Raw genomic sequence first — 13,978 nt, 5'->3', positions numbered from 1 at the left:
GGTGTACGGGGGGCACCGGGCTGCACAGAACCGTTGTTCCGGGCGGGTGTTTCCGGTATTCTGTCAGAAAAACAAGGTGATAGATCGGGCATGACGGCGCTTACGGAATATCAGCGTCTGGAGAGCACGGGGCTCTGGCGAGAGACCCCCGACAGCCAGCGCCGCGAGGTCGTGATCTCGCTTGGCGATGCGACGCTGGTGATCTCGACCATGGCCGAAACGGCGCTGTCCCATTGGTCTTTGCCTGCCGTCAAGCGGTTGAATTCCGGGAAGATTCCGGCGCTTTACGCCCCCGATGGCGAGGCCGACGAACTGCTGGAAATCTCCGATACAGACATGATCGACGCCATCGAACGGGTGCGCAACGCCATCGAGAAACGCCGCCCCCATCCCGGCCGCCTGCGCCTCTGGCTCGGCGCTTTTCTCAGCCTCATCACCCTTCTCATCTGCATCATCTGGCTCCCCGGCGCCCTGACCCGCCAGACCGCGGAAATGCTGCCTGCGGCAAGCCGGACGGATATCGGGCAGAGCATTCTGGCCGAGATGGCCGACCTCTCGGGCCGCCCTTGCGCCGGCCCCGGCGGTGTGTCGTCGATGCGGGATCTGAGCAGGGCCGTCTTTGGCCCGCAGGCGCCACAGATCATCGTGCTGCCCTCCACCGCTCAGACCACTGCCAGCCTGCCCGGCAACATCATCGTGGTGAACCGGGCTCTGGTCGAGGATTACGAGGGGCCGGAAGTGCTAGCGGGCTTTCTGCTGATCGAAGACCTCCGCCGCCGTTTGCGTGACCCGATGCTGCACCTGCTGGAGCAATCGGGGCTGATGGCCACGGGCCGCTTGCTGACCACCGGAGAGATTGACGACAGCCACCTGCGCGCCCATGCGGCCCGGCTGCTGACGACACCGCCCGTCAGCGTGGATCTCCCGCTTGTGCTCGCCCGGTTCGAACGGGCAGGTGTGTCGACCGAGCCATACGCCTATGCGATTGATCTGACAGGGGAATCCGTTCTCGATCTGATCGAGGGCGATCCGATGCGCGGCCGATTGCGCGCGCCGCTGATGACGGATCAGAACTGGATTGCCTTGCAGGAAATCTGCGGCGGCTGACCCCGCCGCCCCTAGCGCGTGACCGCCCCGCCATAGCCTAGCCCGCGTGCAGCAGACAGGGTCTGCCCAAGCATCGCGGCGTCATCGAACGGCCCGGCCAGAACCACGAAAGTGCTGAAGTCGCCGCTGTCCTGCGCGACGCCCCCCAGCATCGTGGCCATGCCCTGCTGCTGCAAGCGCAGTCGCGCGGCATCGGCTGTGGCGCGGTCGGAATAGCGGGCGATCTCCACATAGCGGTGACCGGCGGGCACCCTGATGGCCGGAGCCTCTGCCGTGCTGTCCTCCGCCGCGATGTTCGGGGTGGAAGAGGCGCGGGTCACCAGCGGCGCAGCGGCCGGAACCGCCGTTGCGCGGCTCACGGCGACGCCGTCGGCAGCGGGGTCAACGGCCTCGCGCGGCACGGTCTCGGACCAGAGCTGCGCCATGGCGGCATCGCCTTCGGTCGTGGCATAAGGCAGGCCGCGCGCGGCGTTCAGGCGACCGTCGGTCCAGGCCTGACGGTAGCCCTCGGGAATGACGACCGGCGCAAGATCCACATGGCGCGAGGGCGATCCGGCACCGGCCACGCGCAGGACCGGCTGGCCATCGGCGGGGTGGATGGCCTGAGGGCCACAGCGCAGGCCGGAACCCTGCATATATTGCGCGGCGCCCGCAGGCAGGCCCTGACAGCTGACCGCGCGGACGGGCTGTGGCGCAGGCGTGGGACGCGCGGCAGGGGCCGGAGTCGCGGCCGCAACGGCAACCGGTGCAGGGGTCGCCGGGCGCGGCTGTGCAGCGGGTGTGGACGGTGCTGCGGGGGCCACGACGATTTCGACCGTCGGCTCCTCGACCGGGGGCTCCGGGGCCGCGGCCACGGCCACGGGGGCAGATCCGCCGCCAGACGGCTCATACCCGCAAAGCGGCTGCCGATCCCGCGTCACGCGGGGCACCCAGGTTTCCTGCCCGCCATAGCCCGCGCGAATGAACACGCAGCCCCGGCTGTCGACATATTGGTCAGAAGAATAGCCCGAAGGCGGCGTTTCCGCCGGTCCACCAAGCTGCGCAATGCTTTGCGCGGATACAGGAACGGCGACAATCGCCGCCACGGCCAATCCAGAAACGGCCCGCAACAGATACATACCAGACAACCCCCATTGCTGTACCGGAAACAGTGGCAGAGGATTGTCCGCAGGTAAAGGGGGCGATGGCCTATTTTGTGCCGAACATGCGGTCGCCCGCATCCCCTAGGCCCGGAACGATATAACCCTTTTCATTCAGATGGCTATCGAGCGCGGCTGTCACGATGGGAACATCCGGGTGCGCCTCTTGCATGCGGGCAACGCCCTCGGGCGCGGCCAGAAGGCAGAGGAAACGGATATTCGTGGCCCCGGCTTGTTTCAGAAGGTCAATGGCGGCAACCGAGCTGTTGCCGGTGGCCAGCATCGGATCGACGGCGATCACCATGCGCTCGCCCAACTCATCGGGCACCTTGAAGTAGTATTGAACGGGCTCCAGCGTTTTCTCATCGCGGTAAAGCCCGACAAAGCCCACACGGGCCGAGGGGATCAGCTCGAGCATCCCGTCGAGCAGCCCGTTACCCGCCCGCAGGATCGAGATCAGCGCCAGCTTGCGGCCCGCCAGAACCGGGGCGTCCATTTCCTGCAAGGGCGTCTCGATGCGCTTGGTGGTCATCGGCAGTTCGCGCGTGACCTCATAGGCCAGGAACTGGCTGATCTCGCGCAGAAGCTGGCGGAAGACGGCGGTGGAGGTGTCCTTTTCCCGCATCAGCGTCAGCTTGTGCTGAACCAGCGGGTGATCGACGACGGTTAGATGCTGCATCAGGTCCCTTTCTTCAGTTTCTTGGCCACACGGTCCTTCGTGTCTTCATCGCAGAAGGCGGCGGCGAGTGCATTGGCGTTGATCTCGTCAAAGATTTCCTCGTCCCAGCCAAACGTGTCGGCAAGGCGGTCATATTCGGCGGACATCGTGGTGTGGAAAAAGGGCGGATCGTCGGTGGAGACGGTCACCTTCACCCCCCGTTCCCGCAGGGTTTCAATGGGATGCTCGCGCCATGTAGGGAAGACACCCAGGAAGACATTGGACCCCGGACAGCATTCCAATGTGATGCCCGCCTCGGCAATCTCATCGACAAGGGCGAGATCGGTGATGGCCTGAACACCATGGCCGATGCGTTCCACATTCAGATCGCGGATCGCATCGCGCACGCTTTCCGCCCCGCCCCATTCGCCCGCATGGGCGGTCAGCCGCAGCCCCGCCTCGCGCGCGCAGTCGAAGGCCCAGAGGTAATCCTTGGGCTTGCCGATCAGTTCATCGCCCGCGATACCGAAGCCGGTGATGAAGCTGCCCTTGGTCTGGGCCGCGCATTCGGCAATGGGCTTGGCCTTCTCGGGTCCGAAATGGCGGATGCAGGTGATGATGCCGCGCAAGGTGATGCCAAGCTCTACCTCGGCCTTGGCCGCGGTTTCCTCCATCGCGTGCAGATATTCGCGCCAGGCGGCAACATCGCCGCCGCCGCAGAAATCGGGGCTGATGAAGGTTTCGGAATAGACCACCCCGTTTTCGGCGCTTTCCTCCAGCACGGCGCGGGTCAGGCGGGCATAATCCTCTGGCGTGGTCAGCACGCTGGTTGCGGCCTCGTACACCTTCAGGAAGTGCCAGAAATCCTTGTAGGAATAGCTGCCATCCTCGCGAAAGATGCGGCTGAGGTCGGTGCCCTTTTCCTTGGCGATCCCGCGGATGAACGCGGGCGGCGCGCCGCCTTCGAGATGCAGGTGAAGTTCGATCTTGGGAATGCTCTTCATAGGAAACTCTTGCCCGGTCCTTGTGATGGCACCCCCAGATGGGCCGCGATGGACGCCGCGACATCGGTAAAGGCGCAAAGCCCTATCTGCCCGGTTTGCGGCCCCTTGCCAAGCACCGGCACCCGTTCGCGCGTGTGGTCGGTGCCGATCCAGGTGGGGTCGTTGCCATGGTCTGCGGTGAAGATCATCAGATCATCGGGGCGCAGCTTCGCCAGGATCGGGCCGATTTCCGCGTCGAACCATTCCAGATGTCGCGCATAGCCCGACACATCGCGGCGATGACCATAGATGCTGTCGAACTCCACGAAATTGGCGAAGGTCAGGCTGCCGTCTTCGGCACTGTCCACGAGGTCCGCCAGATGCCCCATCAGCGTGGCATCGGCCCCCTTCACCACATCGTCGATCCCGCGCATGGAGAAGATGTCGCCGATCTTGCCCACGGCATGCACCATGCGCCCTGCCCCCTGCACCCAATCGCACAGCGTCGGCGCGGGCGGCATGATGGCGTAGTCGTGGCGGTTGGGCGTTCGGGTGTAGCTACCGGGCTGACCCACGAAAGGCCGCGCAATCACCCGGCCCACTTTCATCGCATGGAGTGTCGGGGCCAGCTTCTCGCAGAGGTCGTAGAGCCGGTCGAGGCCGAACGTCTCCTCATGCGCGGCGATCTGGAAGACGCTGTCGGCGGAGGTGTAGCAGATGGGCCAGCCGGTTTTCTGGTGCCGCTCACCCTCCACGTCGATGATCAGCGTGCCGGAGGCATGGCGGTTGCCAAGGATGCCGTCGGTGCCCGCGATGCGCTTGACCTCTTCGATCAGCTCTGGCGGGAAGCTGTTTTCCGTGTCGCTGAAATAGGTCCAGTCCCAGGGCACCGGCAGGCCCGCCAGTTCCCAGTGGCCGGACGGCGTGTCCTTGCCCGGACTAATCTCGGTCGCCGCGCCCCAAAGACCCTCCGGCTCAATCATCAACCCCGGCGCGTCATCGCCTGATGCCAGCCCGACCGCATGCCCCAGCCCGAGCGCCGCGAGGTTGGGCATGGAAAGCGGCCCGCTGCGCCCCTCCTCTGCCCTGCCCGCCGCGCAGGCCGCCGCGATATGGCCGAGCGTATTGGCCCCGGTATCGGGATGCCCGTCATTGAAGAACCTGTCCGCATCGGGCGCGCCGCCACAGCCAACGGAATCCATCACAACCAGAAACGCGCGGGGCATCTAGGCAATCCTTTCCTGCACGAGGGCCGGCGCGGTCTCAGGGCTGTCGGACAGCCGGTATGCCCGATGCAGTGCTTCGGCGGCGGCGCGGGCGTCCTCTTCGCTGCGGGCATGGATGCGGGCCAGAGGACGGGATTGGTCCACCCGCTCACCGATCCCGGCCAGCTCGGTCAGGCCAACAGCCGGGTCCACCTTGTCGGTCTGGACCAGCCGTCCGCCGCCCAAATGCACCACCGCCTCGCCCACGGCGCGGGTGTCGATGGCGGCGACATGACCGGGGTCCTTCGGCATGATTTCGACCATGACCGGGGCCGCAGGCAACCGGTCGCGCCAGCGGGATACAAAATCGCTTGGCCCGCCGAGTGCGGCCACCATGCGGCCGAAAATCTCTGCCGCCGCGCCGGAGTTGAGGGCATCGTTGATCTTCGCTTCCCCCTCTGCCGCATCTGTTGCCAACCCGCAAAGCGCCAGCAATTCGCCGCCAAGCGACAGGGTCACCTGCCGCATCCGGGGCGACCCGCCCGATCCGGTCAGGATCTCCATCGCCTCCATCACCTCCACCGCATTGCCCGCCGTGGTGGCCAAGGGTTGGCTCATATCCGTCAGCAGGGCCGCGCATTTGCAGCCCGCCCCCTGCGCCGTGTCGACCAGCGATTGCGCCAGCGCCAGCGCATCGGCGGGGTCCACCATGAAGGCCCCCGACCCGGTCTTGACGTCGAGAACAAGCGCATCGAGCCCTTCGGAAAGCTTCTTCGACAGGATCGAGGCGGTGATCAGGTCGATGCTTTCCACGGTCGAGGTCACATCCCGCACCGCATAGAGCCTCTTATCTGCCGGAGCGATTTCGCCCGAGGCCCCGACGATGGCGCAGCCCACCTCTCGCACGACCCTTTGCAACTCGTCATTGCCGATGATGGCGCGGTAGCCGGGGATCGCCTCCATCTTGTCGAGCGTGCCGCCGGTATGGCCAAGCCCGCGCCCTGACAGCATCGGCACATAAGCCCCGCAAGCGGCCAGCGCCGGGGCCAGCGGCAGGGATACGGTATCGCCCACGCCGCCGGTGGAATGCTTGTCCACGATCGGGCCGTCGAGATCCCACGCCAGAACCTGCCCGGTGTCGCGCATCGCATGGGTCAAACTGACCCGCGCGTCCCTGCCGATGGGGGTTTTGCAGATCGCCATGGCGAAGGCACCGGCCTGAGAGTCGCTGACAGTGCCATCCGCCAACCCTTTGGCGAACCATTGAAAATGTTCAGGCGTCAGCGCGTCACCAACGCGCAGCCGCGCCAGGATCTCTCGGGCGTCCATGGTTCAGACCCCTTCCATATGGCCCATTCCGAAGGCCCCCGGCAGCAACTCGCCCACGGTGGTTTCCAGCCGCTTGCCGTCGGTCGTCGCCAGCGTCACGGGTGTCGCGGGATCGGCAAATTCCGCCAGTTTCTGACGGCACCCGCCGCAGGGCGGCACGGGCGCGGGGCAATCGGCGATGACGGCAATTTCCGCAATCCGGCTGTCGCCCGCCGCGATCATCGCAGCAATCGCGCCCGCCTCGGCACAGGTGCCTTCCGGGTAGGCGGCGTTTTCGACATTGACGCCGAGATACAGGTTTCCTTTCGTGCTGCGAATAGCAGCCCCCACCTTGAAGCGGGAATAGGGAACATAGGCGTTTTCGCGCACGCGGGCGGCATCATCGACGAGGGACATGGGGGGTAACCTCCGGAAACTGTGTCCCCCACTGTGGTCCCGCCTTCCGGCGCTTGCAAGCCTTCCGCTACAGAAGGTCCTCTCGACGCGCGCGGCGGTCGACCTGGGTGATCAGAGCCGCCAGAGCCTCGTCGCAGCTTTGAACCAGCGATTTCGCCTCCGCCAGACGGTTCTTGTGGGCCGCCGCGTTCAACGCCTCGGCCATGTTCTGCAAGCGATCCGCGCCAATGGCCCCGGCAAGCGAGATCAGGATATGGCTCTGCGCCCGTGTGGTGGCCGTGTCGTTTATGTGAACGGCGTGTTGCAGGCTGTCCTGAACGCTGCGCAAATCCTGCAACAGGTGGTCGAGCAGTTCGCCGCGCCCGGACGGGCCTGCGGCTTGAAGGATCGCCTCGAAACGGTTGCGGTCGAGCGTTCCGTTGAGGGCTGTGACAGGGGGTGGGGCCTCCGCGGGGCCGCGCCGATCCACATGACGGCGGATTGCCTGCCCGAAGGCGGTGACGGATCGGATCGGCTTGGCAATGACCCCGTCCGCCCCGGCGGCGTAGATCGCCTCCCGGTTCTCGCGCATCACATAGGCGGTGAGCGCCACAAGGGGGGTGTCGAAACCGGGCGTGGCGCGCAGGCGCTGCATGACCTCGATGCCCGACAGTTTCGGCATTTCAATGTCGATAAGCGCGATATCCACGGGCTCACGCGCCAGCAGGTCGAGCGTTTCCTGCCCATCCCGAGCCAGGATCATCCGCGCATCCATGGCGTCGAGCATCTGGCGCACCAGAAGCTGGTTGGTCTCATTATCCTCCGCCACCAGAATGCGCAGGTCAGAGAGGTCCGGCATATTCGCCGCATGATCGCGGCATTCCCATGTGGCCCGCGGCAGGGTCAGGGTGACATCCGCACCGCCTTCGGGCAGGTTCTCTACCCGCAGGGTCCCGCCAAGCCCATCCGCCAGACCCTTGGAGATATGCAGCCCAAGGCCGCTGCCGGGCCGGTCCTGCCCTTCTGGCCGCCCGCCCGCTGTGAACAGGCGTTCCAGCGCCGTATCGGAAAACCCCCTGCCCTGATCCCGCACCTGAAAATGCATGTCGCCATCCTGCTGCCAGACCGACAACACCACCTGCCCGGCATCGGTGAACTTGAGCGCGTTGGCGATGAGGTTGCCGAGGATGCGATCCAGCTTGATGCGGGCCACAGTCACCCGTTCGGCCACATGCCGGTCGATCTCGACGCGGAAGGTCAGCCCCTGTTCACGCGCCCGGCCCGACCATCGCAGATCAATCCCGGCCAGGAAATTGCGGAAATCGAAGCTGGCGGCGGCGGCCTGACCATCACGGCCCGAGGTCAGCATCATCGCGCCATCGACCAGCTCGGCCAGGGTTTCCCCCGCGACGCGGACCCGCTCGATCTGGGTCTGGGCGTCGGGCGGTAGCCGGTCCACATCCATCAGCCGCAGCCCGCCGATGATATCGGAAACCGCCGCGCGTATGTCATGACCATAAAGGCGCAGCGCGTCGCGCATCGCCTCCAGATCGCTCGGTTCCGGGTTCCTACCGGGCCTATCGCCGTCCTTGTTCATCACGCATCCCCTGCCCAAGCAGCGTTGCGCCCCCGGTGACCATGCAACCGTCAGTTAGGTTAAGATTTGGTTAACGACGCGAAAAGGCCGGGCGATTTCGCACCCGGCCTGACGTTTTTTCCCTTGGAAGTCAGCTTACTTAGGGTAGCCGAGCTCTTTCAGGGCTTCGGTGATCTCATCCAGAATGGCCGGATCGTCGATGGTCGCGGGCATTTTATAATCCTTACCGTCGGCGATATTCACCATGGTGCCGCGAAGGATCTTGCCAGAGCGGGTCTTGGGCAACCGCTGCACCACGGTGGCCAGTTTGAAGGCCGCGACGGGGCCGATCTTCTCGCGCACCAGCTTGACGCATTCCGAAACCACGTCCTCAGCAGATTTCTGCGTCCCGGCATTGAGGCAAAGGAAGCCCATGGGCATCTGCCCCTTCAGCTGATCCGCCACGCCGATCACGGCACATTCCGCCACATCCGGGTGGCTGGCCAGAACCTCTTCCATGCCGCCGGTGGACAGGCGGTGGCCCGCAACGTTGATCACGTCATCGGTGCGCGCCATGATGTAGAGGTATCCGTCCTCGTCCTTGTAACCCGCATCGCCGGTTTCATAGTAGCCGGGGAAGTGGTCGAGATAGGATTTGCGGAACCGCGCCTCGGCGTTCCACAGCGTCGGCAGCGTGCCCGGCGGCAGCGGCAGTTTCACCGCGATGGCCCCAAGCTCGCCGTCCTTCACCGGATGCCCGCCCTCGTCGAGGATCTGCACGTCGTAGCCCGGCATCGGCACGGAGGGCGAGCCGATCTTGACCGGAAGCCTCTCGATCCCGAGCGGATTGCCCGCGATGCACCAGCCGGTTTCGGTCTGCCACCAGTGATCCACCACCGGTACGCCGAGCTTGTCCTGCGCCCAGATGATCGTGTCGGGGTCGGCCCGCTCACCAGCCAGGAACAGGGATTCCAGGCAGCCGATATCGTAGTCGCCGATCAACGCACCCTGCGGGTCTTCCCGCTTGACGGCGCGCAGCGCAGTGGGCGCAGTGAAGAGGCACTTGACCTTGTGATCCTGAATGACCCGCCAGAAGGTGCCCGCGTCGGGGGTGCCCACGGGCTTGCCCTCGAACACGATGGTGGTGCAGCCGAAGGTCAACGGCGCGTAACAGATATAGCTGTGACCCACGACCCAGCCCACGTCGGAGGCGGCCCAGAACACCTCGCCGGGGTTCATGTCGTAGAGGTTCCGCATGGTCCAGTTCAGGGCCACCATATGCCCGCCGGTGTGTCGGATCACGCCCTTGGGCTGGCCGGTGGTGCCGGAAGTGTAGAGGATATAGTGCGGGTGATTGCCCTCGACGGGCACGCACTCGGCAGGCTCCACGCCATACTGGAAGCCGTGCCAATCGAAATCTCGGCCTTCTTCCAGATGCGCAACCTCTTGTTCGCGCTGGAAGATCACGCAGAATTCCGGCTTGTGGTCCGCCATGTCGATGGCGCCATCGAGCAGCGGCTTGTAGTGGACCACGCGGCCCGGCTCCAACCCGCAGGAGGCGGCGATGATGCATTTGGGCTGGCAATCGTCGATGCGCACGGCCAACTCGTTGGCGGCAAAGCCCCCGAAGACGACCGAATGGATCGCGCCAAGACGGGAACAGGCCAGCATCGCCTCCAGCGCTTCTGGCACCATCGGCATGTAGATGATGACGCGGTCGCCCTTTTCCACCCCCTTGGCGCGCAGCGCACCGGCAAGGCTGGCGACCCGGTCGCGCAGCTCGCTATAGGTGATCTCGTGCTTGGAATGGGTGATGGGGCTGTCGTGGATGATGGCGATGCGCTCGCCATGGCCGGCCTCCACATGGCGATCCACCGCGTTCCAGCAGGCATTCAGCGTGCCGTCCGAAAACCATTCATACAGCGGGGCATTGTCGTCAAAGAGTGCCTTGGTGGGTGGCGTGACCCAATCGATGGCTTCGGCGGCGTTCATCCAAAACCCGTCAGGGTCTGCCTTGGCTTCGGCGTAGACATGCGAATAGCCCATGTCGTCTCCTCCAAAAGATGTCCTGCATTCCCCTGCGGCACGACCTACATCCCCTTGCCCCGTCAGACAAAGGGTTTCATTGACGCAGCCCCGCAAAAGCAACGGGGCGCCCAAAAGGACGCCCCGTCAAGAACTCGCGACTGACCGGGATCAGAAGTGCATGTTCAAACCGACCCGCACCTGCTGCACCGCATTCGAGGTCTGGGTCGAGTAGATCCCGCCGACATTGGAGCTGAAGATCGTCTGATCGCCCAGATCGGTGTAGCGGTATTCCACCCCGAGCGAGGTCCGGTCGCCAAGGCGGGTTTCCATACCGATCCCGATGGTCGCACCATCCACCTCGTAAGACCCCGAGGCCGTGCTGGCCAGACCGGTCAGGACGCCGCCGCCGTTGTAGTTATGCGACTCGCCGAAGCTGGCGCGCGACCAGCCGAGCATGCCGTAGAACTGGGTGTTCTCGTTGGCCAGAACACCGACGCGGCCACCGATGGTCATCATGCTTTCGGGCGTGATTTCCTGGTCGATGGTCACCTGCTGGCCACCCACGAGATACTGCATGTGGGAATTCGCGTTCACATCGAAGATCGTGTAGTCGAAGGTTGCACCCACATAGGTGCGTTCCGACATGGCGAAGGTGTAGCCGATCTGGATCGACGCCAGGCCGCCATGTTCGCCCAGATCATGGGAGAACTCGAGCCGGTCGACGGAATCGAAATTGCCGCTGTACTGGTGCTGCGAAATGCCGATGCCAAGCGCACCGCCGATGAACAGGCCCGACCAGAAATCGTTGGAAACCTGCTGAACCGGTGCCGGTTCATAGACGGTGGGGGACACCTGCGGAGAGGGGCCATCCGCTGCCGCCGGAAGCGCCGCAACGAGAGTGGCCATGGCAGCGGATGCTGCCAGAGCAGAATGGAGTCTGGGCATGGGAGTGCTTCTCCTCGTGAAACCTTATGTTGCCTCTGCCGGACTGTTTTTTGGCGCCCGACGTTATTATTAACGATCGCTTAACTTTCGTTAACGCGTCATTAACCAGTGTTAACACATCGGATTCCGGAAATCTCCCCCCATTTTGCCCAATGGGCAGGAGCCGTTGCGATCATGCAAACACGCCACAGTCACACGAGGCAAAAGAACAGGGCCAACCGCGATCTGCGATTGGCCCCTCTGCAAGCAACCACTTGAATTGAAAGCGTTTGTCAGCCGTAGTGCTGGACCGGCGTACCGGCCAGGGCCGAGATGTTCAACAGCCCCCGCGCGGTGATCGAGGGTGTGACGATATGGGCACGGTTGCCCATCCCCATCAGAATCGGACCGACCTCCAACCCTCCTGCCTTGACTTTCAACAGGTTACGGGACGCCCCTGCAGCATCGGTTGAAGCAAAGACCAGCGCGTTGGCGGACCCTTCGAGTCGGCAGCCGGGGAAGACCCGCTCTCTCAACTCGGGGTCGAGCGCGGCATCCGCCAGCATCTCGCCCTCATAAACGAAATCGAGCCCCATGCCGTCGAGGATCTCCAGCGCCGCGCGCATCCGCCGGCCGCTGTCACTGTCGAGATTGCCGAACTGGCTGCCTGAACAGAGCGCGATCTTAGGCTCCACCCCGAAGCGGCGCACATGGCGGGCCGCACCGATCACGGTTTCGGCGATCTGCTGTGGCGTCGGCACCGCGTGCACATGGGTATCCGCGATGAAGAGCGGCCCGTCCTCCAGGATCATCAGGCTGAGCGCCCCGACCGGATGCAACCCGCCATCGCTGAGAAGCTGGGTGATATAGTTCAGGTGCCACAGATACTGACCGAAGGTGCCGCAGATCAGCGAATCCGCCTCGCCGCGCTGAACCGCGACCGCCCCGATCGCGGTCGTGTTGGTGCGCATGATGGCGCGGGCCAGATCGGGCGTGACCCCCCGGCGCTGCATCTTTTCGAGGTAGCTCTGCCAGTAGTCGCGATAGCGGTGGTCGCTTTCGGGGTTGATCAGCTCGAAATCGCGGTCGGGGCGAATGGTCAGACCCGCGCGCTCGATCCGCATCTGCACCACTTCCGGGCGACCGATCAGAGTGGGCGTGTCGGTCATCTCCTCCAGCATGGCCTGTGCGGCGCGCAGAACCCGCTCATCCTCGCCCTCGGCAAAGACGAGCTTGCGGGTTGTAGAGCCTGCTGCCTCGAACACCGGGCGCATGATCAGGGCAGAGCGAAAGACCGACTGGTTCAGTTTTTCCCGATAGGCGTCAAAGTCCTCCAGCGGGCGCGTCGCAACGCCACTGTCCATCGCCGCCCTGGCAACGGAACTGGCCACCACCCCGATCAGGCGCGGGTCGAAAGGTTTGGGGATCAGGTAATCCGCCCCGAAGGTCAGTTGCTCCCCCTTGTAGGCCGCTGCCGCCTCGGCGCTGGTGGTCGCGCGGGCGAGTTCCGCGATGCCCTCGACGCAGCCGATCTGCATGGCGTCGTTGATCTCGGTCGCTCCCACATCAAGCGCCCCCCTAAAAATGAAGGGAAAACAGAGTACGTTATTGACCTGATTTGGAAAATCGCTGCGCCCCGTGGCAATGATCGCATCAGGCGCGACGCTGCGGACATCATCAGGCAAGATCTCGGGCGTCGGGTTCGCCAGCGCGAAGACAATGGGCTGCTTGGCCATCTTGGCCACCATCGCGGCCTTCAGAACGCCGGGACCGGAGAGGCCCAGAAACAGGTCCGCCCCGTCAATCACGTCATCCAGCGTGCGCAGGGCGCTTTTCTGGGCATAGTCCGCCTTCTGCGGGGTCATGTCCTCTGCTCGGCCCTCATAGACCAGCCCGTGAATATCGCAGAGCCACACGTTTTCGCGCTTCACGCCCAGTTTCAACAGCATGTTGAGACAGGCAATCCCCGCCGCCCCGCCACCAGTGGACACAACCTTGATGTCCTCGAATTTCTTGCCCGCAAGATGCAGCGCGTTGGTGGCCGCAGCCCCCACAACGATGGCGGTGCCGTGCTGGTCGTCGTGGAAGACGGGAATACCCATACGCTCGCGGCAGATCTTCTCGACGATGAAGCAATCGGGGGCCTTGATGTCTTCAAGGTTGATCGCGCCGAAGGTCGGCTCCAACGCGCAGACGATTTCGGCCAGCTTGTAGGGGTCGGGCTCGTTCACCTCGATATCGAAGCAATCCACATTGGCGAATTTCTTGAAGAGGACGGCCTTACCCTCCATCACCGGCTTGGAGGCCAGCGCACCGATATTGCCAAGCCCCAGAACGGCGGTTCCGTTCGACACGACCGCCACCAGATTGCCGCGCGCGGTATAGCGGGACGCCTCGGCCGGGTCGCGCTTGATCTCGACACAGGCCTCTGCCACGCCGGGGCTGTAGGCGCGGGCCAGATCGCGGCCATTGGCCAGCGGCTTGGTGGCGCGGATTTCCAGCTTACCGGGCTTGGGGAACTCGTGGTAGTCGAGCGCCCCCTGGCGGAATGCGTCGTGTTTGTCATCGGTCATGAATTGGGCCTCCCGGAAACTTGTTTAACGTTAAACTATATTCCGCAGCAAGCGAAAAGGCGGTCCAACGTCGCGGATCGC

General features: G+C 64.3%; 11 protein-coding genes. 1 reads left to right on the top strand and 10 read right to left on the bottom strand.

Translation table 11 applies throughout. The features are described from left to right. Positions 1–90: 90 nt before the first annotated feature. Positions 91–1,107, top strand: a complete 1,017-nt coding sequence (locus RBB16_RS08100) for a hypothetical protein (protein ID WP_306045679.1) — start codon at positions 91–93, stop codon at positions 1,105–1,107. 11 nt (positions 1,108–1,118) lie between these two features. Here RBB16_RS08100 and RBB16_RS08095 read toward each other — a convergent pair whose 3' ends face one another. From RBB16_RS08095 to RBB16_RS08050, 10 genes are all read right to left on the bottom strand, one after another. Further along, complete coding sequence (locus tag RBB16_RS08095; protein WP_306045678.1) at positions 1,119–2,225, bottom strand: SPOR domain-containing protein; 1,107 nt, start codon at positions 2,223–2,225, stop codon at positions 1,119–1,121. Between the two features lie 70 nt (positions 2,226–2,295). Further along, positions 2,296–2,925, bottom strand: a complete 630-nt coding sequence (gene upp / locus RBB16_RS08090; RefSeq protein ID WP_371931225.1) for a uracil phosphoribosyltransferase — start codon at positions 2,923–2,925, stop codon at positions 2,296–2,298. Then, positions 2,925–3,908, bottom strand: a complete 984-nt coding sequence (locus tag RBB16_RS08085) for an adenosine deaminase (RefSeq protein ID WP_306045677.1) — start codon at positions 3,906–3,908, stop codon at positions 2,925–2,927. The genes upp and RBB16_RS08085 overlap by 1 nt, the downstream gene beginning before the upstream one ends. Then, on the bottom strand, positions 3,905–5,113 hold the full coding sequence (locus tag RBB16_RS08080) for a phosphopentomutase (RefSeq protein WP_306045676.1): 1,209 nt from the start codon (positions 5,111–5,113) through the stop codon (positions 3,905–3,907). The genes RBB16_RS08085 and RBB16_RS08080 overlap by 4 nt, the downstream gene beginning before the upstream one ends. Continuing rightward, positions 5,114–6,421, bottom strand: coding sequence for a thymidine phosphorylase (locus tag RBB16_RS08075; protein ID WP_306045675.1), 1,308 nt, complete (start codon positions 6,419–6,421; stop codon positions 5,114–5,116). It lies immediately after the preceding gene. Between the two features lie 3 nt (positions 6,422–6,424). After that, positions 6,425–6,817 carry a cytidine deaminase gene (locus tag RBB16_RS08070; RefSeq protein WP_306045674.1) on the bottom strand — a complete coding sequence of 131 codons (393 nt, stop codon included), beginning with the start codon at positions 6,815–6,817 and terminating at the stop codon, positions 6,425–6,427. 67 nt (positions 6,818–6,884) lie between these two features. After that, positions 6,885–8,393 carry an ATP-binding protein gene (locus RBB16_RS08065; protein WP_306045673.1) on the bottom strand — a complete coding sequence of 503 codons (1,509 nt, stop codon included), beginning with the start codon at positions 8,391–8,393 and terminating at the stop codon, positions 6,885–6,887. Between the two features lie 135 nt (positions 8,394–8,528). After that, positions 8,529–10,418 (bottom strand): propionate-CoA ligase PrpE, encoded by a 1,890-nt coding sequence (prpE, locus tag RBB16_RS08060; RefSeq protein WP_306045672.1) that lies wholly within the window; start codon positions 10,416–10,418, stop codon positions 8,529–8,531. Positions 10,419–10,568: 150 nt separating this feature from the next. Next, on the bottom strand, positions 10,569–11,345 hold the full coding sequence (locus RBB16_RS08055) for an outer membrane protein (RefSeq protein WP_306045671.1): 777 nt from the start codon (positions 11,343–11,345) through the stop codon (positions 10,569–10,571). Positions 11,346–11,617: 272 nt separating this feature from the next. After that, positions 11,618–13,897: an NADP-dependent malic enzyme gene (locus RBB16_RS08050; RefSeq protein WP_306045670.1), complete on the bottom strand. Its 2,280-nt coding sequence runs from the start codon at positions 13,895–13,897 to the stop codon at positions 11,618–11,620. Positions 13,898–13,978 lie beyond the last annotated feature (81 nt).

Source organism: Nioella sp. MMSF_3534, assembly GCF_030732985.1.
Lineage (GTDB): Bacteria > Pseudomonadota > Alphaproteobacteria > Rhodobacterales > Rhodobacteraceae > Nioella.
The sequence above is the reverse complement of the archived record's forward strand: the minus strand, read 5'-3'. Positions and strand labels throughout refer to the sequence as shown.